21 protein-coding genes, 1 tRNA gene and 1 pseudogene are annotated in these 19,571 nt (G+C 40.6%); 6 read left to right on the forward strand and 17 right to left on the reverse strand.

Annotated features, from left to right (window positions below):
- Positions 1 to 207 (reverse strand): transposase (locus tag DM09_RS09230; protein WP_038250324.1); only part of this gene is annotated, 207 nt, incomplete at its 3' end.
- A 190-nt stretch (positions 208 to 397) separates the two neighbouring features.
- Between DM09_RS09230 and DM09_RS09235 the strand changes: the two genes are divergently transcribed.
- On the forward strand, positions 398 to 2,470 hold the full coding sequence (locus DM09_RS09235; RefSeq protein ID WP_038250326.1) for a hypothetical protein: 2,073 nt from the start codon (positions 398 to 400) through the stop codon (positions 2,468 to 2,470).
- Complete coding sequence (locus DM09_RS09240) at positions 2,463 to 4,829, forward strand: site-specific integrase (protein ID WP_038250329.1); 2,367 nt, start codon at positions 2,463 to 2,465, stop codon at positions 4,827 to 4,829. The genes DM09_RS09235 and DM09_RS09240 overlap by 8 nt, the downstream gene beginning before the upstream one ends.
- 2 nt (positions 4,830 to 4,831) lie before the next feature.
- Here the strand turns inward: DM09_RS09240 and DM09_RS11880 are convergent, their stop codons facing one another.
- Entirely contained in the window at positions 4,832 to 5,032 is a 201-nt protein-coding gene (locus DM09_RS11880; RefSeq protein ID WP_038250331.1) for a helix-turn-helix domain-containing protein, read from the reverse strand.
- A gap of 231 nt (positions 5,033 to 5,263) precedes the next feature.
- Here DM09_RS11880 and DM09_RS09250 point away from each other — a divergent pair, with 231 nt between their 5' ends.
- Both DM09_RS09250 and DM09_RS11885 read left to right on the forward strand, forming a co-directional pair.
- Entirely contained in the window at positions 5,264 to 5,512 is a 249-nt protein-coding gene (locus DM09_RS09250; protein WP_038250334.1) for a hypothetical protein, read from the forward strand.
- Between the two features lie 94 nt (positions 5,513 to 5,606).
- Positions 5,607 to 6,617 (forward strand): annotated as a pseudogene (locus DM09_RS11885) (recombinase family protein); the annotation flags it as partial.
- 456 nt (positions 6,618 to 7,073) lie between these two features.
- On the opposite strand, the gene DM09_RS09255 reads toward DM09_RS11885, so the two are convergent.
- From DM09_RS09255 to DM09_RS09290, 8 genes are all read right to left on the reverse strand, one after another.
- Positions 7,074 to 7,150: transfer RNA gene (locus DM09_RS09255), tRNA-Glu, on the reverse strand.
- A gap of 94 nt (positions 7,151 to 7,244) precedes the next feature.
- Positions 7,245 to 7,964, reverse strand: a complete 720-nt coding sequence (locus tag DM09_RS09260; protein ID WP_038250336.1) for a pyridoxine 5'-phosphate synthase — start codon at positions 7,962 to 7,964, stop codon at positions 7,245 to 7,247.
- Positions 7,965 to 7,979: 15 nt separating this feature from the next.
- Entirely contained in the window at positions 7,980 to 8,651 is a 672-nt protein-coding gene (trmD, locus tag DM09_RS09265) for a tRNA (guanosine(37)-N1)-methyltransferase TrmD (protein ID WP_038250338.1), read from the reverse strand.
- Entirely contained in the window at positions 8,630 to 9,160 is a 531-nt protein-coding gene (gene rimM / locus DM09_RS09270; protein WP_038250340.1) for a ribosome maturation factor RimM, read from the reverse strand. The genes trmD and rimM overlap by 22 nt, the downstream gene beginning before the upstream one ends.
- A 1-nt stretch (position 9,161) precedes the next feature.
- Positions 9,162 to 9,404, reverse strand: a complete 243-nt coding sequence (rpsP, locus tag DM09_RS09275) for a 30S ribosomal protein S16 (RefSeq protein ID WP_038250342.1) — start codon at positions 9,402 to 9,404, stop codon at positions 9,162 to 9,164.
- An 89-nt stretch (positions 9,405 to 9,493) separates the two neighbouring features.
- Positions 9,494 to 10,246, reverse strand: a complete 753-nt coding sequence (gene cysE, locus DM09_RS09280) for a serine O-acetyltransferase (RefSeq protein ID WP_038250344.1) — start codon at positions 10,244 to 10,246, stop codon at positions 9,494 to 9,496.
- A gap of 19 nt (positions 10,247 to 10,265) precedes the next feature.
- On the reverse strand, positions 10,266 to 10,997 hold the full coding sequence (cmoA, locus tag DM09_RS09285) for a carboxy-S-adenosyl-L-methionine synthase CmoA (protein ID WP_038250346.1): 732 nt from the start codon (positions 10,995 to 10,997) through the stop codon (positions 10,266 to 10,268).
- Positions 10,998 to 11,271: 274 nt separating this feature from the next.
- A complete protein-coding gene (locus DM09_RS09290; RefSeq protein WP_038250349.1) occupies positions 11,272 to 11,796 on the reverse strand; it encodes an outer membrane beta-barrel protein in 525 nt (174 codons plus the stop codon).
- Between the two features lie 130 nt (positions 11,797 to 11,926).
- Here DM09_RS09290 and DM09_RS09295 point away from each other — a divergent pair, with 130 nt between their 5' ends.
- A complete protein-coding gene (locus DM09_RS09295) occupies positions 11,927 to 12,532 on the forward strand; it encodes a glutathione S-transferase (protein ID WP_038250352.1) in 606 nt (201 codons plus the stop codon).
- A 51-nt stretch (positions 12,533 to 12,583) separates the two neighbouring features.
- Here the strand turns inward: DM09_RS09295 and hisF are convergent, their stop codons facing one another.
- Positions 12,584 to 13,354: an imidazole glycerol phosphate synthase subunit HisF gene (gene hisF, locus DM09_RS09300; protein ID WP_038250354.1), complete on the reverse strand. Its 771-nt coding sequence runs from the start codon at positions 13,352 to 13,354 to the stop codon at positions 12,584 to 12,586.
- Positions 13,355 to 14,098 carry a 1-(5-phosphoribosyl)-5-[(5-phosphoribosylamino)methylideneamino]imidazole-4-carboxamide isomerase gene (hisA, locus tag DM09_RS09305; RefSeq protein WP_038250357.1) on the reverse strand — a complete coding sequence of 248 codons (744 nt, stop codon included), beginning with the start codon at positions 14,096 to 14,098 and terminating at the stop codon, positions 13,355 to 13,357.
- A gap of 79 nt (positions 14,099 to 14,177) precedes the next feature.
- Here hisA and lipB point away from each other — a divergent pair, with 79 nt between their 5' ends.
- On the forward strand, positions 14,178 to 14,819 hold the full coding sequence (gene lipB / locus DM09_RS09310) for a lipoyl(octanoyl) transferase LipB (RefSeq protein WP_051938361.1): 642 nt from the start codon (positions 14,178 to 14,180) through the stop codon (positions 14,817 to 14,819).
- A gap of 13 nt (positions 14,820 to 14,832) precedes the next feature.
- Here lipB and rfaE2 read toward each other — a convergent pair whose 3' ends face one another.
- The 5 genes from rfaE2 to DM09_RS09330 all read right to left on the reverse strand — a co-directional run bounded on the left by rfaE2 (position 14,833) and on the right by DM09_RS09330 (position 19,554).
- Complete coding sequence (gene rfaE2, locus DM09_RS09315) at positions 14,833 to 15,306, reverse strand: D-glycero-beta-D-manno-heptose 1-phosphate adenylyltransferase (RefSeq protein ID WP_038250360.1); 474 nt, start codon at positions 15,304 to 15,306, stop codon at positions 14,833 to 14,835.
- On the reverse strand, positions 15,303 to 15,431 hold the full coding sequence (locus DM09_RS11805; RefSeq protein WP_269764232.1) for a hypothetical protein: 129 nt from the start codon (positions 15,429 to 15,431) through the stop codon (positions 15,303 to 15,305). The genes rfaE2 and DM09_RS11805 overlap by 4 nt, the downstream gene beginning before the upstream one ends.
- On the reverse strand, positions 15,428 to 16,021 hold the full coding sequence (locus tag DM09_RS09320) for a D-sedoheptulose-7-phosphate isomerase (RefSeq protein ID WP_051938363.1): 594 nt from the start codon (positions 16,019 to 16,021) through the stop codon (positions 15,428 to 15,430). The genes DM09_RS11805 and DM09_RS09320 overlap by 4 nt, the downstream gene beginning before the upstream one ends.
- Before the next feature lie 27 nt (positions 16,022 to 16,048).
- A complete protein-coding gene (locus DM09_RS09325) occupies positions 16,049 to 16,723 on the reverse strand; it encodes a radical SAM protein (RefSeq protein ID WP_232507804.1) in 675 nt (224 codons plus the stop codon).
- A 155-nt stretch (positions 16,724 to 16,878) separates the two neighbouring features.
- Positions 16,879 to 19,554, reverse strand: a complete 2,676-nt coding sequence (locus DM09_RS09330; protein ID WP_038250367.1) for a PAS domain-containing hybrid sensor histidine kinase/response regulator — start codon at positions 19,552 to 19,554, stop codon at positions 16,879 to 16,881.
- Positions 19,555 to 19,571 lie beyond the last annotated feature (17 nt).

A 19,571-nucleotide genomic window follows, 5' to 3' on the forward strand; every position in this document is an offset into this window, starting at 1 on the left:
ATAACCATTACGATGGTTATTTGTATCGCTACGCTCATGATGACCATAACCAAGATGTTCTTCCATCTCTGCACCAAGGGCTGTTTCAACCGTGAGTTTCGTTAATAGCTGACTAAGGCTCGATATGTCAGACTCAGTCTTCATATGCTTCGCCAACTCACTGGCTAAGGCGACCAACTTTGGGTCATATTTGTCTTTCTTCTTCATTATAAATACTCCTGTCAGCATTCTAGCTGTTTGAAATATTTACACAGTTGGATTTACAGTCTCCAAACATCCGTTTGACGTTATTTATGAAGCCCAAAACTTCCTCTGTTCAGCAGATACCTACTCAGACAGCTGGGCTCAACTACTAAATATTTACCAGCCACCTGCTACACAAGAGCATTTAGCCAAAATGATTGAATTTGAGGGATCAGAACTCTTCGATGTTCCAGTTTGTGCCGCAAACAAAAAACGAAACAGCAAAATTAAACTAGGTACTGATTATCCAGTATTTTATGCAATCAAGAAATTAAATGAACACTGTTGGTCAAACAATACAGTAAAGCAGCGAGCAATTGAAATATATAGGGAAACCTTCAATCTCAATTCTAGGCTGGAAGACGATATTGACCCTTCTATATATTACGCAGATGCATACTCAACCCGTGATATTCTCTTGCGTTTAGAAAAAGACAACTTTCTAAATTTGGCATCCCTATCCAACCCTTCACTTTTTCAAATCTCCCTTATCGAATATTATCAAACAGAATTATTTAAATTGTTTGATCAAGACACCCCATACACGCGGAAATTAGTTAAGTTTGTTGAATTAATGTCTGGAGAGCGTGAGGCTGGAGTTCGGAAAAATAAGCGATTTGAAAAACAAGTCTCTAAGCCTGAGGTTCTTATGGTTCCTTCATCTGTTAATTCTGAAGATGGTACAGGTATTCAAATTTCTTACCCTCAACCCGAATCAAGCCAACAAAAAACACTCTGCCGAGTCGCGCCGAAAGGCGGGTCTAAGCTAACCCCATCTGATGATAGACTGGCGTTAAGAGGGCGCTTAAATCAGCAATCTTCACGAAATATTATCAGTTTGATCGATATGAACCGTTTAACATCTCATAGTATTTCTGAGTACCTTAAATTTCTATGGTCAAAACACAGGACTGAATTTGTTTTCAACTTGATACTTTTCAGCACTGGACTTAACCCAGAACGACTTACGCACTTAAAAGCAGAGAACAGACCAAGATTAAAGTCTGCTTCAGAGTGTCACTTTGACAAGGCGAACAATACACTTAGTTATAACATCTTGCACCAGCCAAAATCCAAAGTTGTGATTGAACTAACACCAACTCAAGTGATGTCTCAAGTTCTAGCTCAGGACAAACTTCCATTCAAAAACAGCTTAGATAAAAGCAGAAAGTTAGCTAAGAAGTTTCATTTACACTACCCAGGTCAGTCTCCCACAGCTTATCGGATTAGCGCATCGTCAGCTTTACACTTTTCTTGCGGAATGTTTAATGAAATGGAAGTGACATACTTGTCAGGTGATATTCCTGCCAACTTCCGTGCTCAATCGCACTATTACCCAGTGGACTCGATGGTCATAAATCAAAAGTTTCAACTCTGCTTGCAGCGATTTGCCAATAATTTTGGTTTTACCAACAACAAACTTCCACCAGCATATTCGGAATCAAATGAAACAAATGACATTGGTTCAACATATGCCCCACCTCTTCTGCAACTTAAAAAAACACTCTCTGAAATCTACTCAGCAACACAGTTTCTGAGCCAAGATGTCCAATATATAAATGAAATTTGTAGGCTAGAACATCTTGTTAACTTCATAAATTTACAACACTTACAATTGTTTATTATCGAACAATTATCCTTTTGTGCTCGGCGTTTTGGGGCGAAAACCTCATATGCAAACAGTACAAAGTTTGAGAAAGCATGGGGCTCTGAAAAAGCCAGCCCAATTTTTGCTATTGAGCGAAAATATATCCCAACAATAAACCTTTTTAACTTGCAGTTAGAAGCGTGTCACAAAACAATTCAACGCCTAAATGAGTTGGCTTCCTATTATCGAATCACATGCCATATCAAATTCGATGCTCAAGAAAACCCTTTACCCATCAAACTGTCTTTCGACAGGAACTTACGTTTAATCAAAGCAACTCGACTTAACAACAAGAAGTTTTATGATTTGCTAAACGACTATAAATTCACCAAATTTTCTGACGGCATCCCTGAAAGAGTAAACCCTTTCAAACATACCGTTGCGGCAGCCTTACTTGGCAAAGTACCACAAGTTCTTCTGGATGAATTGATGAATCATGATAGAGACGGCTTAGATTTTTGTGCGCCATGGTCAACTGGATCAGCTCTTAGTTTAGAATTATTAACCACTGAAATTAATACACTATTTTCAAAGTTAGATATCAAAATTATTGAGTTCACTGGAGAAAGTCATGATTGATGTCGATAAAATCATACAAGAATCGCCAAGATTTTGGGGATACCAACGAAAAAGCATCTTACTAGCCACTGCTGACTTTATTAAACCAAAAGGAAAGATAACTGATATTGAATTAGAATATATCATCAAACACCAACTAAAACGCAACCGAAATCATCGGCAGGTATTAAAACAAGTCGCGCTTGTGTTAACTAAACTCAAAGATGAATATGGTATTGATACAGTAATCCCACCTGTACCCATTACTGTGCCCCGACCTTCCATACTGCCGACAACAGCTAATGAATTTGCTTGGCTTGATGGTAGCCAATCATTAGAAGATACATTTTGGAACTTATGGTCCATAGAACAATTTGAACAAAAAAATTCACCTATGTTTGCGTTTGGATTTTGCTTAGCATCATATATAGGGCTTCAGTCAACACTGATTTCAAATATTCTTAGCCAACTCAAGTGGAGCGATATACTCGAAGATGGAGAGAGCATCAAATCCAAAGTGCATCCGCAAGATCGGGATGTTCGCTATTGTAGAATCCATTTGCCAACACCAGTGTCTCTCATTCTTAAAAGCATTTTGCATCATCAAGGTGCAAGCAGTCCCAATGACCATGTTTTCTTCAGTGAGTCAGAACCCAAGTTCAAAAAACGAAAGCAGCGTATTCAAAAGGTTCTAGCTTCACATTATGCTTTGCTGTTAGATGTTCACAGCAAACAGACTGGCTGCAACCTACCCTGCCCACCTACATGGAAAACATTTTCGAGAACTGCTTATATGAAAATTTTTAGTCAAGGCGTTGAGCCTTTTATCATTAATGCTCTACATAGTTATCCGTTACCCGTTAGTCACCCAATCGAAGCAAGCCTAAACTTATATGGCAAACCCCTTTCGCATCACCTGTCAATTTCACAAACTACACTTCCTCAAAACAATACCCCCGAACCAAAAATAAAGCTAAAAAGTGAGCCTTTTGCAGCTAATCTTGAAGAGAATCCCATTAAAGATGACTGGTGCGGCGCAAGCAAGACTGTTTTGAGACAACTCGTGTGTCGGCTAAAGAAAATCACTACAAAAAAGGTTCAAACTGATATTCAGGTTTCAACCGCAAACGATGAAATTATTGTAGCTATTGAACAAGCTTTAAAAATTGACCCGACCCAAACAAGTGCTCTTTACTTAGCTTTGAAGTGGGTTCAATATTATATCCAAACGAATAGGTCTGTCAGCCCTCAAACAATCGACGAATACTTTAGCCGAGTATTTTATAATGGACTACTCACCTTTCCTGACAGTTATGATATAACAGACTGGGAAGCAGATGACCATGAGCAAGCTTTTGAAAAAGTAATTTCAAGAACCAAGCTAGGCTCAGCAAGAAGAAAAAGTATTGTGTCAACATATAAGAACGTTTACCAATTTGCCCAAACCAATGGGTATGTAGACCAAGTAAACCTTCAATTTGCTTCAGGCGACTGGGTAGGCAGTTCGACCCGATACGAACTGATTGGTTTATATCAATTTGAGTCATTTGTCTCACAATTAGAGCACTATAAAAGCCGAGAGGCTAAAACGATAGCTGCATTGGCAATCCTTGCATTTTATAGCGGGCTACGTGCTTCAGAGGCTTCAAAATTAACGCTGAGTAACGTGTTAATACAAAACGATGAAATTTATATTGAAATTCTCAGGGGCAAGTCACCAGCCGCACGCAGGCGCATCCCCTTCCACCTTCTAGCACCCAGTTCTGCATGTAATATAATAAAAACGTGTTACCAAACACGATTAGAAGAGTTCAAAGAGAAAGATTCTTCAACCCGAAATATTATCCTAAAAAATATACCCTTGTTTGGCCCGCATAAAACACGCTCACTATATAATGGACGCTCCGTTATAAATGAAACAATTAAACTGATGAAACAGTTCATGGGGGTAAAATTTGTTTATCATTCTTTGCGTCACTCTTTCGCCTCTTGGCTTTTGCTTCGCTGGTATGCCAACCGTTACTTTGACTTTGCATCAGACCTAACTGAAGGGCATCATCCTCTGTTCCAAGGTGAGTGCCAAAGCCGTTTACGCCAGCTATTTACAACAAATGAAAATCAAATCCCCACACACAATGCATCTGATTTAATCATATTCTCAAAGCTCATTGGGCATACAGGTCAGGAAGTCATGTTTTCAACATATATTCATTCTTACAGCGCTATTCATAAACATGCCATGCAACGCATTTCAAACAGTGAAGGACAAAGAATATTAAGTGGGAAATGTATTGCAGCAGTTGTGCCCAAAATGAAATCACGTACATCTCAAGCCAAGTTAAAAATCAAATCTATTACAGAAATTGTGAAGAGTACCTAAACTTAATCAACGATCTCAAACAACTCTTCTATTCTGCAGTCTAGGTGCTTACATATTCTTTCAAGTGCATCCAAGTCAATGCGTTTTGCAGTGTCATTATATAAAAGATTAATGGTATTCCTATGTAAGCCTGTCTCCCTTGAGAGTTCAGCAATCTTTATCCTTTTTTCTCCCATGATTCTGGACAAATTACACTTAATCATCAATACCTCCCATAAAAAACGCTCATACAAAAAACAAACTATCCATCACTTTTATCCTTCAAACAACATTTTATTCATTCTAAGTGAAGTTTTTTTATTGACAATTCACTTTGTGTGAATATTATTCACCCTGTATGTAGTTAAGTCGTTTAAGAGGAGCTTTATGAAAACACAAAAACAGCCTAAAGCAACCATATGTTACCCACCAAACACCAGTAATAAGGAGCAAACATGAAGAAAAACGAAGTAAGGTATTATAAGAAAATTGCACAACACCTTTTGTTGAGTTTAAACATTTCAAACGACCAGAGTCTGATTATGACATTTGGTACTGGTGCTGAGCGGACAAATGAGGAAGCAATTACTACGTGGGTTCAAAGCTTAAATATTAATCCTGAGTTATACACAAAAGAACATTTTTTAAACCTTCTTCAAGAAGCAGCTAAAGAACATATAGAGCACGCTATGGACTTATGTTAAACATGAGTAGGCAGCGAAACATCGTAACTGAAGTCGTTTCCCCACTAGCAATCAATTCCAGAGTGCTACAACTTATTACTGAGGATTATATCACATGGCAAAACGCGCAGTCATCTACCTAAGATCAAGTAAAGACAAACATGATGTTAGCGTTGAGTCTCAACGACGCGAATTAGAACGATACATCAAAAATAACGGTAACGTACTTATAGATGAATTCGTTGATAAGGTAGAATCTGCAAAAACAGCAAACCGCCCAGCTTTTCAAGATATGATGGCAGAAGTAAAATCTAAAGAATGCCGCTTTTCAGTCATTTACTGCTTTGATACAAGCAGGTTTTCTCGACGAATGTATGATGCTCAACTATACAAGCATCTATTAAAAAAGAACGGTATTGATTTAATTTTCATGAAGCTACCAAAGGGTGATCCACTAATGGATACTGTCCTTGAATCATTGATGGAAATATTTGATGAGTTTCATTCACAAAAGTCCAAAATGGATGGTCTTCGAGGGATGCGCGAAAATGTTCTTAAAGGCTGGCGTTCAGGTGGAAGCGCCCCCATTGGCTATAAGTTAGAGAAGACCGTTGTTGGCACCCGTGACGGTGAAATCATCACTAAAAGCACATTAAAACCAGACCCGAAAACTTTCCATAAAATGAAACAGTATTTTGAGGGGCGGCTTGCGGGTATATCAAGAAGTCAGTTAGTTAGAAACTTAGGGCTTAAAGTTGCAAAAACCTCTCTCACCTATATAGAAGAAGGCGCACTTACTTATGCTGGTCATACTGTATGGAACAGACACAATGAAGTTATTGATGGCTCCTACAAAGGCGGAAAACGCTACAGAGATAGAGATGAGTGGGTCATTCAGCGTAATACTCATGAAGCCATGATTACTGAGGATGAAGCAGAACAAATTCTAAAAGAACGTGAAGTTTCTCGAGCATCTAGAAAACGAAGGCGGATAAGCACTTACTTGCTCGCTGGTATTTTTAAATGTGGCTGTGGTGCGAATATGTCAGGTGATTCAGGCTACTACCGTTGCCAAAAAAGGTGCGGGAACAGAGGGATTAAAAAAGAAACGATTGAAAAAGCAATTATTAGTACATTATTTGAACAGCTTTTAACCCAGAATACAATAATGGAACTTTTGGATCAAATCAAAAAAAGCAGTTCACAAAAAACTACTGAAACAAACAAGATTACGGCTCTTAACAAAGAAATAAAAGAGGTTGAAAAACAAATCAACGAAATTATCACCCTACTTCAAAAGGTGAAACACCAAAGACCCTTATTATCGAAACTTGATGAGCTTGAAGAAGAACGAGTCGAACTAGAAGGTCTTATTAACCAGGAACAAAGTGCCAAACTAGGTGCCGCACCTATAGTTTCCAAAAATGGAATCATAAAATTTCTTAAAGATTATAAAGAATCGTTTCAAACTGGTGACATAGAAAAGAAAAAGGCTTTACTTCAATCTACCATAAAGAATGTTGAACTGAATGGGGATAGGGTAAAAATAAACCCCAGTTATGTTTCCATAACTGGGGTTAACTGGCATCCCCAAGGGGATTCGAACCCCTGTTGCCGCCGTGAAAGGGCGGTGTCCTAGGCCGACTAGACGATGGGGACATAGTCGTTTCAGACGCGGCGAACTTTATCGCCAAGGTTTCATGTGTCAACCATCTATTTTCATGCTAAAAAGGACTCACCAAAAGAGATTATTTTATCGCTGCATTAAAGCCTTAAAATTAGCTGTTGCTTGCTTAATCCCAACAAAAAGTGCGTCTGCAACAATAGCGTGACCAATGTTTAACCCGATGATTGCAGGGATATTCACCATAGGTTTTGTATTGTCTAAAGTTAAACCATGACCAGCATGCACAATCAAACCCAAATCATCCGCATATTTAGCAGCTTCTTGAATGTTTTTAAGTTCAACCTGCTGTTGTTCACCTTCAAAATTGGCATAATGACCAGTGTGCAGCTCAATCACTGCAGCTTGAATGTGTTTGCTGGCATCAATTTGTTTAGTATCAGGGTCGATAAACATAGACACCGCACACCCTGCATCATTAAGACGCGCTACAACATCTGTCATACGCGCTAAATGCCCTACAACATCTAAACCACCTTCCGTGGTGAGTTCTTCCCTACTTTCAGGCACCAAACATACAGCTTGCGGTTTAAGCTTACAGGCAATAGCTACCATTTCATCGGTGGCAGCCATTTCCATATTCAAATGCAATTCACCTGCTTTCGCCATGGCAGCAAGGTTTTCCATATCTTTATCTTGAATATGGCGGCGGTCTTCTCGCAAATGTGCAGTGATGCCATCAGCACCTGCTTCTAAACAGTCTTTTGCTGCTTGAATGGGACAAGGGTATGTTGTAAGCCTTGCCTGCCTTAATGTGGCGATGTGGTCGATATTTACACCCAAATGCATATTCAATCCCCTTACTTATCTGCTAACCTTATGTTTCTTGCTTCTCAGCCTAGCTTGCTCTTTGCGCCATGCTTCAATCTTGGCATGGTCACCACTTAACAATACGGGCGGCACCACTTTACCATCAAACACTTCAGGCCGCGTATAATGCGGCCAATCCACCATGCCCTCTTCTGTAAATGAATCCAACACCGCCGATTCAGGGCTACCCAACACACCGGGCAAAAGGCGAATCATCGCATCTAACACACACATTGCCGCAGGCTCGCCACCTGACAACACATAGTCACCCAAGGATAATTCTTCATCCACATAATCAACAACGCGCTCATCAAAACCTTCATAACGACCACATAATAAAGTAATGCTTTCTTTATCTATATACTCTAAGGCTTTGGCTTGATTAAATTTATTACCCGTAGGGGTAAGCATCACCACATGTGTATTGGGCTGGCGCTTTCTTGCTTCCGCAATCGCAGCCACCACAGGCTCTACTTTCATCAGCATGCCAGGCCCACCACCGTAGGGTGAATCATCCACATTTTTATGTTTACCCGTTGCAAAATCACGAATCTGAATACAGTCCACAGCCACAGCACCATCAGCAATGGCGCGTTTGGGAATCGAGCAGTTTAAAGGTGAATCAAAGAACTCGGGGAATAAGGTTAAGACCTGGGCGAAAAACATGCGTCCATTCCGTCTAACAATTCAACTTGAATTTTTCGTGCATCCAAATCTACTTCCACAATCACATCTTCAATAAATGGCAGCAGCCATTCACCCGATTCATCCATATCTTCTGTGGTTTTAATTTCCAGATTATCTTGAGCGCCGTATTCATGCAAAGCCGACACTTCACCCAGCTTGTTACCATGCTGGTCAACCACTGTGCAACCCATTAAATCCTGCCAAAGGTATTCATCTTCATCGACTTCCACCTCATCTTCAGGCACAAAAATCTTCAAACCTTTCAGGTCTTCTGCCTGCTCAATACTTTCTATACCTTCAAGCTTAGCAAGAATACGTTTTTTGTGTTGATGACAGTCAGCCACTGTATATACTTCAACACTGGATTCATCTTTGCCTATGTACCAACGCAAATACCCGGCAACTGCATTGGCAGGCCGGGTATGCGAAAACACAATAAGCGAACCCTTCAACCCATGCGGGTTAAGAATGTCGCCAATGTATAACAAACTAAGCTTTAGAAGATTGTTTGATTAGATATGCAACACGATCAGATACTTGCGCACCTGTATCGGTCCACTTTTTGATAGCTTCCATATCCAATTCAATCACTTCTGGGTCTTTACAAGGGTCGAAGTAGCCCACTTTTTCAATGAACGCACCATCACGACGATTGCGTGAGTCCATCACGACTACTGCATAAAAAGGGCGCTTCTTGCGTCCACCACGTTGTAAGCGAATAACTGTTGCCATTTAAATAAACCTCCAATAAGGATGGCGCACTTTAGCGTCAAGATTTATAATGTCATTAGCAAATTTACAATTCATATGCCTTGTTTGACTCAAATGCCTTCCCCATCCAAAAACTTCTGAATTTTATCGTGTTCTTTTTTCATATCATCCGCTATATCTTTCTCTTGCTGCGGCTCTTTTACACTGCATTTTTCAGCATCTACTTGAATATTATCCACCCGCGCATTCACATCATCTACCATCTGTAACACGTGTTTAATCGCTTCTGCCACAGGGTTGGGCATCAAGTGATGATCAAGATTGATTTTACCATCTTCTAACATGGTATCCGTTTTACCCACCACAGAGCCTGGAATACCGACCACAGTGCTGTGTGCAGGCACATCTTTAAGCACCACAGAGTTTGAACCCACCCTTGATTGCTCACCAATGGTAATAGGCCCTAAAATCTTAGCACCTGCACCAATCACCACACCTTTTTCTAAGGTAGGGTGTCGTTTTTCCGCAACCCATGTCGTACCACCCAAGGTCACACCATGATACAAGGTCACGTCTTCTTCAATTTCTGTAGTCTCACCAATCACAATACCCATACCGTGGTCAATAAAAAACCTACGCCCTATGGTAGCCCCTGGATGAATTTCAATACCTGTAAACCAGCGTGCAATATGCATAATAAACCGAGCCATCCAATGCAAACCCATGCGCCAAAAAGTGTTGGCTACGCGATAAAACCAAATAGCATGAAGCCCTGGGTAGCAAGTAAGCACTGTCCAAACAGAACATGCCGCTGGGTCACGCTCAAATGCTGTTTGAATGTCTTCCCTGATTCCTTTTATCATATCCTCACCATACTTTCTTTTATTTTTCGGTCTTATACGCCAACATTGAAACAAAATTAAAACACTGAAACCATGTTTGCGACTTGCTAAAACCAGCAGCCTGCAAACGCGCATGATGCGCTGAAATAGACTCAGGTATCAACACATTTTCTAAAGATTGACGTTTTCTGCTCACTTCAAGCTCAGAATAACCTTGCGCTTTTTTAAATGATTCATGCAATGCAATATGTTTATCTTGCACAAATTCATCCGCAAAGCTCACCTTTTCCGATAAAATTAACACCCCACCCTGCCGCATACCTGCATAAATGCGTTGCAGCAAAGCTAAACGTTCCTCTTTGGCAATAAATTGTAGCGTAAAATTTAAAACAACCACTGAGGCGTCCTCAAACCTTACATTCTGAATATCATCATGTTGAAGCTTCACTGGCACAGGACTTGATGTAATATGACCTGCACATTTGTCCAACATAGCTTGCGAATTATCTACCCCTATAATTTGTGAGCCGCCAACCTTAACACCATGCGCCAAAGCAAGCGTAGATGCGCCCAATGAACAACCCAAGTCATACAGTTTACTATTTTCTTGGGTATAAAGCCCTGCAATCACAGAAATCATTTGCAGGGTTAAGCCATAACCGGGCACTGACCGCTGAATCATATCCTCAAATACGCGTGATACATCAGCATCAAAAGCAAACGGCGCAGCGTCTTTTTGCGTAAATAAAATATCTTTCACATTTTCAACCATGCCCTACTCTAAAGTCTTGGTATAAAAAAAGGCAACCTATGTCGAATACTAGCCGTTCACTAAAGGTGTTGATGTTTTGCGATAGACCTATATTTTATTCAATAAAATCAACTGCTTAAAAGGAAAGCCACCCAACAAAATATTTTGTTAGGTGGCTTTTTAGTGTAACATATTGAAAACATTAGATATAGTGACTTATATTAACTTGGTTTCAACACCTTTAGTTACCGCCTTGTGTCGAACAGATTGCGTTTTTTCTTTAGTTAACTGCTACTTAAAAACGATAAGATAGACCTAATGAGCCAGAACCAACCAAATCTGTCGTTGCTGGGTAGTCTGTTTTTGAACGAATATTTAGTATATTCCAATCCAAGTTCACACTGTCCCAGTTATAACCAATACCAACACCAAGCGTTCCACCACTATAACTTTGAGAAACACCGCCCGTAGAACCATTCCAAGTATCACTAAAATACCCGAGTGAACCATAATAAGTAAAACCCAGCCCATTCGGGCCAAAACGTACATCAGCATCAAAACCTTTCATTTCACTATTTGAATCTACTGTCTCAACCAAAGTATAAATTGACCCACGTAACCCAATAGAGTCCGTGATATCATAACCACCAATCAAAGCAATACCATCCCATTGGAAGGTATTGGTAGTAAACCCAGAAGTTGTTGCAATGCTTATCGACTTAGATGCTAAACCAATAGTCCCTCGACCTTCCTCTGCCATCGCAGGTGTACTAAGCATACCCATAAGTAACACAAATGTAGCTAAAACAGATTTTTTCATAAACAAATCCCCTCTTCTTTATTTTGAACTTCGTATGATAAACAATAAGAAAAGTTGGTGCAAACCATTATCATCTTACTTTCCATTATTAAACTTGCTGGATACACTATGTGTGTTAGAAATTCCCTAGATGAAACCTATTCTTTATTCCTTTCGCCGTTGCCCTTATGCCATGCGGGCACGTTTCGCGCTGATATATGCAGGCATACAGCTTGAGCACCGAGAAATCGCACTCAAAAATAAACCCCAAGCCCTGTTAGATATTTCACCCAAAGCGACTGTACCTGTGTTACAACTGGGGTATCATCAAATCATTGATGAAAGCTTGGATATTATGCTGTGGTCTTTGCAACAACATGACCCACAGGGCTGGCTAAAACATCAAGCAGAAGCATTAAGTTTGATTAAAAACAATGACAATGTATTCAAACCATGGTTGGATAAATACAAATATGCAGACCGATTCCCAGAATTCCCACAAGACTTTTATCGTTCACAAGCCGAGTTATTCCTTCAGAAATTAGAAAAACAGTTGAGAGAGTTTACCTTTCTGTTTGCCGAGCACGCAACACTTGCAGATTTCGCTATTTTCCCCTTTGTTCGTCAATTTGCCTTTGTAGATAAAACATGGTTTGACATAGCACCCTACCCTAAACTTCAAATATGGTTAAACACTCACCTAGAAAGCCCTTTATTTGAGAAAGTGATGCAAAAACATCTTCTATGGCATCCGTAAAACAAACATAACAACAATAGCTATAAATCTACCCAATAGCGTAGAGAAATATTATAACTCCACTCTTTCTACACGTACGGGGATACCTTTATTGGCTAAATACGCTTTGGTTTCAGCAATGGTGAACTCACCAAAATGAAAAATAGATGCAGCGAGTACAGCATCGGCTTTACCATCAGTTAAACCTTCAGCCATATGTTCTAATGTACCTACACCACCTGATGCGACCACATTGGCAGACACAGCATCGGATACTGCGCGCGTAAGCGGAATATCATAACCTGCTTTGGTGCCATCAGCATCCATACTTGTAAGCAGAATCTCGCCAGCGCCATAGTCGGACATACGTTTTGCCCACTCTACGGCATTGATGCCTGTGGGTTTACGCCCACCGTGGGTGAAACATTCCCAATGGTCATCGACTTTTTTGGCATCCACAGCCACCACAATCGTGGATGAACCAAACCTTTCTGCGGCTTCTTTGACCAGTTCAGGGTTAAAAATCGCAGCCGTGTTGATGGACACCTTATCCGCACCCGCATGCAGCAAGCCTTCAATATCTTTGAGCGCTTTCACACCTCCACCCACGGTAAGCGGCATAAATACATGTTCAGCCACTTCTGTCACCATATGATAAAGGGTATCACGGCTTTCATGGCTGGCGCGAATATCCAAGAAGGTTAATTCATCTGCACCCTGTTCATCATATTTGATGGCAGCCTCCACAGGGTCACCCGCATCAATGATGTCCACAAATTGCACGCCTTTAACCACGCGACCGTGGGCAACGTCAAGACAAGGAATAATACGCTTGGATAACATTTATAGAAGCTCCATCGCTTTTTTGAAATCAATGGTGTTTTCATAAATCGCACGACCTGTAATCGCACCACAAATACCATCGTCCACATGTTTGGCGCAATTCAACACATCATCCATCTTAGCCACCCCGCCCGATACAATCACAGGAATTGAAATCGCTTTGGCAAGATTGGTTGTCTCTTCGATGTTTGGCCCTGTTAACATACCATCTCTGGCAATATCGGTATAAATAATAGCAGCCACACCATCATCTTCAAATTGTTTGGCTAAATCCACAGCTTTCACATCGGTGACATCATCCCAACCATGCACAGCCACCATGCCCGATTTGGCATCAATACCCACACACACTTGATTGGGAAATGCAGCGCATGCTTCTTTCACAATCTTAGGCTCTGCAATGGCAATCGAGCCAAGGATTACTCTATCAATACCAAGATTGAGCATACCTTCAATCATACTTAAATCTCTTAGGCCACCACCCAACTGCACAGGGATATCCATCACATCACAAATCGCTTTAATGGCTTCACGATTGGCAGGCTTACCTGCAAACGCACCATCCAAATCAACCACATGCAACCGCTTGGCACCCAAAGCTTGCCAGTGCGCCGCCATTTCACCTGCGTTGCTACCGTAAACCGTGGCATCTTCCATGCGCCCTTGTTTGAGGCGAACACACTGCCCTTCCTTTAAATCAATGGCTGGAATCAGCTCGAATGTAGTGTTTTGACTTGAAGACATGATGGTTTCCTTATTCTGTTTCAATTGTATTTCTATTGTATTCCAATCGTAAAACTGTGAAAGTGCGCAGGATTCAGTCATGCAAACTATCATTCGTCAATCAGAAAACCAAACGCTACCAACCTACCAATGGTTGGGCAGACGCGAATACTCGCAGTTCCTTCAAAAAATGCAGCAATATGTTGCAAACTTTGAGGTGGATACGGTGTGGTTTTGTGAACATGAGCATGTGTTCACCACGGGCAGACGTGGCATCAACAACAGCAAGGTTGATTTGGGTGCACCATTTGTAGCCACAGAACGTGGCGGCGAAACAACTTACCACGGTTTGGGGCAATTGATGATGTATCCCATGATTGATTTAAAACAATATCATTTAAATGTGCGTGATTATGTTTATCTGCTTGAAGAGTCCGTGATTCAACTGCTACAAACTTATGACTTGGAAACCACACGGGACTGCGGCTTACCAGGTGTGTGGTTAAACAATGAGAAAATCGCCGCCTTAGGCATTCGCATCAGCAAAGGCATCGCATCGCATGGCATTGCCTTGAATGTACACCCTGATTTGGCTTGGTTTCGTAAAATTAATCCCTGCGGCACATCACGCAAAGCAACATCTATGCAAACCCATGGTATCAAAGGTTTAAATTTAGAAACCATTAGTCATCAATGGTTTGATATTTTTATAGATTTACTTGCACAAAAGAAAACTTCGTGAGCTTCGTGGTGAATTATAAAGCTTTGATTCGCTCAATTAGTTTGGATGATGAATAACCATCTAAGAAAGGCACAACAATCACTTCCCCTCCCGCATCACGCACTTCTTTCGCCCCCACAATATCATCCGCAGTATAATCGCCACCTTTTACCAACACATCGGGTAGCAATAAGGCAATTAGGTTTTGTGGGGTATCTTCTTCAAAGGCAACAACCGCATCAATAGACTTTAAACCCATCAACATGCTAGCTCTGTCTTTAAGCGGATTGATGGGGCGAGAGTTGCCTTTTAAGCGTGAAATTGAAGCATCGGCATTCAAACCCATAATCAGTTTATCACCCAAAGCTTTGGCATCATTTAAATATTGGATATGCCCAGGATGCAGCAAGTCAAAACAACCATTGGTAAACACAACCTTCTGCCCCTGCTCTGCCCACTCAGCACGAAGCGCCTTGGCTTCTTCCCAACTGAGTAAGTTTTGATTCAACTCATCACCCAAGCAATCGCAAAACAAATCGTGGCAATCAATATGTAAAACAACCAAGGTTTTTTCTTTTCTTGCTTATTCCAGTGATATATTTTTGTGTAATCTATTTCCTTATCATCGTTCATAAGCTTCTCTTATTTTTTCCAAACATAGTTTCATCAATTAAAGTACATAAAATATGCAAACAAGTGATATGCATTTCTTGCACTCTTGCAGTCGAGGGGTGATTAATATTTAAGTGTACGGTTGTACCTGAATGTTGACCTAACTTGCCACCATCTCGCCCTGTCAGAGCAATCACATGCATGCCCATACTGTTTGCTTGCGCTACAGCATTCAACACATTGGTCGAATCACCACTGGTTGAAATACCCAACAATACATCCCCTTCTCTGCCCAAAGCTTCCGTTTGCCTTGCATAAATAGCATCAAAAGCAAAATCATTGGAAATACTGGTAATCACCGATGCATCATTTACCATAGCAATCGCTGCCAATGCTGGTCTATTCATCTCAAAGCGGTTGACCAATTCAGCCACAAAATGTTGTGCGTCAGAGGCTGAACCACCATTACCACAAACCAATATTTTACCACCCTTACGTAAGCAGTGCACCATGATCTCAGCTGCTTTTAATAAGTCATCATCCAGAAGACCGATATATTTCTTACGCAACTCAACACCTGCCACCAACGCTTCATGGATTAAATCTTTCACTTAAATCACACTACCTTTTTTCAATTTTCAAGACACTTTAACCGCTAAACCAAGCGATTCAATTTTTTGCGCAAACACAGCCAATTCATTCTTATCAGCAGAGACTAATTTATCCCCACCATCTTGCATAGACGGTCTAGCCAAACCATACAATAATACACCCTTAATATTTGCACCTTGCGCTAAAACTTCATTGAGCCAGCTCACATAATTTGTCATATACATATCATCATCTAATTGCAGTTGCATCACACAAGTTTGAATCCATGTTGGACAAACCTGTGCTGCTTGTTGCAATTGTTTGGTTTGCCACGCCGCAGACAAGCATACACCATTGATTGCCTTGGTCATCGCTTCACCCAACACATCAACCTTAAACCAAACTTCGCCCTGCTGCTTAGCCATCAACATTAAACCCTTCTGTATATGTGTTTTATGCACACACGAACCATTACTTATAAGCCGCAATGGTATATCCAGTTTATGTTTTTGCATCAAACGCACAATCAATGCGACCACATCAGAAAAATTTAGGCACGTCGTTGGCTCACCATTACCCGAAATAGCCAAGTCTTGAAGCTGTCTGCATTGCTCAGGCACATGCTCTTGCATATATGTGCCATACAGTATTTCCACCAGAAATGAATCCAATTCCTTTTCTAATACCGTTAAATCAACCTCATCTGCAACACCACGTTGCAAGTTAGGGACCTGGCAGTAAACACAATGCCAATTACACTTATTATTGGGATTTAAGTTAATACCTAAAGATACGCCTCCAGCACGGCGAGAAACAACAGGATATACATACGTCAGTTGAACAATATCCCTATCATGATTGTATATACTAAGCACCTTTAGTTGCGCAAACCTTTCTTAAGAAAATCATTTTCACAGTGTTCTTCTAACTTTGCCATCAGGATAGTCATATCCACAGGTTTTGAAACAAATGCATCCATACCACAATCCAAAGCATCATTTTTCACTTCTTCCAAAGCATACGCAGACAAACCAATAATCAACATCGCTTTTTTGCCTTGAGCTGCCTCATATGCACGAACTTTCTTCGTTAATGCCATACCATCTAAGCCTGGCATACGAACATCAGTTAGTAATAAATCGTACTTTTGCATCTGAATTTTATCCCAAGCGGTTAATCCATCACTCACTTCTTCAACATCAAACCCCGAACCTTGCAAACGTTTTAATGCAATCCTTCTTCCCACAGGATCATCTTCTGCAAGCAACACCGACCATGTTTCTGGTTCAACAGGATAGGCACTGCTTCCTGCCAGAATAGCCTCACCCTGCTTAGAAGAGTCACCCATATCTAAGTTCTCTGTAATCCTTTGCTCACCAATTTGTTGCAAGGGCAAACGAATACTCATGGTGCTGCCAATATTGGGCTCACTTTGCAAAGTAAGCGTCCCCCCCATCATTTCAACAAAGTGCTGCGAAATCGTTGTACCCAAACCCGTGCCTTTCTCTTGCAGGTTATCACCCAAGATATGCACATCATGAACCTGCGTGAATGGTTGAAACACAATATCTTGCTTTAACTTATCAATCCCAATACCCGAGTCTTCAATATTAATTTGTAATATACCTTCATCTTGTGTAACAACAATGCGCACATACCCCTGCATAGTAAATTTTATCGCATTACCAACCAAGTTTAACAGCACCTGACGTAGACGTACCACATCACCCTCTACCACAGCTGCAACATCTTTCATTTCCAAAGTTAAACTCAAACCTTTTTCCCGCGCTTTCATCACAAACGGCACCAAAGCATCGTGTAAAGCATCACGCAAATAAAACGACTGCTTCTGTATTTCTACTTTACCTGATTCAATTTTCGCCAAATCAAGCACATCATCAATCAAAGAACTTAAAACTTGGGAAGATGTTTGCGCCAACATCAGGTTTCGCTGCTGCTCTGGTGATAAGTGAGGCATCTCTTCTGCAAGCAGGTCTAACAATCCAATCACACCATGTAGCGGTGTGCGCAACTCATGACTCATGGTCGCTAAAAACTCACTTTTTGCATGGGAGGCTATTTCAACGCGCTCTACTGTTGCCTGCAAGTCTTTTTGCAGAATAAGCTGACTTAATGCACCACGAACACGATGTGAAATATCTACAAACAATCGTTTCTGCTGCTCTGTATAATCCATATCTTCTTGTTGTTGAATTGCCAATACCCACAACACATCCGACTTCACTCTAAGCAACATGACCATCCCTGGTAACAAATGATATTTACGAATCAAGCCTAGCGAAAAAACAGCCTGTACATCTATCATAAATGGTGTTTTTAACTGCTGCTCTGGTACCGATGATGCATATGTAATCATTTCACTTTCACACATCAAAGCTTTTAAATTAAACGTAAGGTCCTGTTCTGGAGCACCTGTAATAAACATGGTTTTATAGCTGTTATCTTGTTCATCATTAGGGTTAAAACATAAGGGGCTCAAAAACACACGCCCTGCTGTAAATATCATTTTGATTTCTTCCACAACACGCTGTAAACCCACTTCAAAATCATACTCAGATAATGTAGATTCAATAACGCTTAAGTTTCCTAAATGTTGCAGGTTTTCAGTTCTTTCTTTTTGAATTTCACGCTCTTGTGTCATATCACGAATCAGACCTTCAATGTATATGGGTTTTCCCGTATCATCAAAAAACATACGTGAACTCATAGATATAGCCACGCGCTGTCCATATTTACCCAATATTTCAATCGGATAGTTCTTCACATTCCCATGCTCTTTTAACGCTTTGATATAAGCATCACGTGTTGAAGGGTCTGCCCAAAAAGTATCTATCAGTCGGTTTTCTACATCTTTAGGAGAAAAACCTGTCAAAGCATAAATTGCTTCACCAATTTCTTGGATAATACCATCCATACCTACGCGATAATACACTTCATCCAAAGCTTCCATCAATGTTTCATGGCGCACACCCGACTGATAAGAGCTGGAAAACGCCTTTTCTCTTGTGCGCTCAAAAAACCAAGCCGAAATCACTGTAAATGACATTAATATCGCCACAACCATCATCTCAATAGCATCATAACTGATTTCAAGAAGTGACAACTGACTTGCAGCCCACAGCAGCAACAATGTAGCCAACATGACCAACCCATAAGTCATACCAATACGAGTCCCTGACATATAAAACGCAAAAAATGGAATTGTGCAATAAAAAAACAGCATACCGTGTAATGAGCCATCATGAATAATAATCATAATGTAAAAGAACAGTATAATCGTAAGAATAAAAACAGAAGCTACGTAAGGTGGCACAACACTTCGTTTGACAAGAACCGCAAGCACAGAAAACAATACCACTGCAATAGCATCAGATATGATAAATATAGGCTTACCTGTGCCGAAAATATTGACTGCAAAAAATACTGCAAAAATAATCGCGCAAGCCATTGCAAGTGGGTAAACACGTTTTTTAAAGTCTTGAATGACAAGTGCTTGATACTCTCTAGATTTAGCTAACTGCTTATCGGTCATACACCCACCCCACCATG

It is taken from the genome of Ghiorsea bivora, from assembly GCF_000744415.1.
Classification (GTDB): domain Bacteria; phylum Pseudomonadota; class Zetaproteobacteria; order Mariprofundales; family Mariprofundaceae; genus Ghiorsea; species Ghiorsea bivora.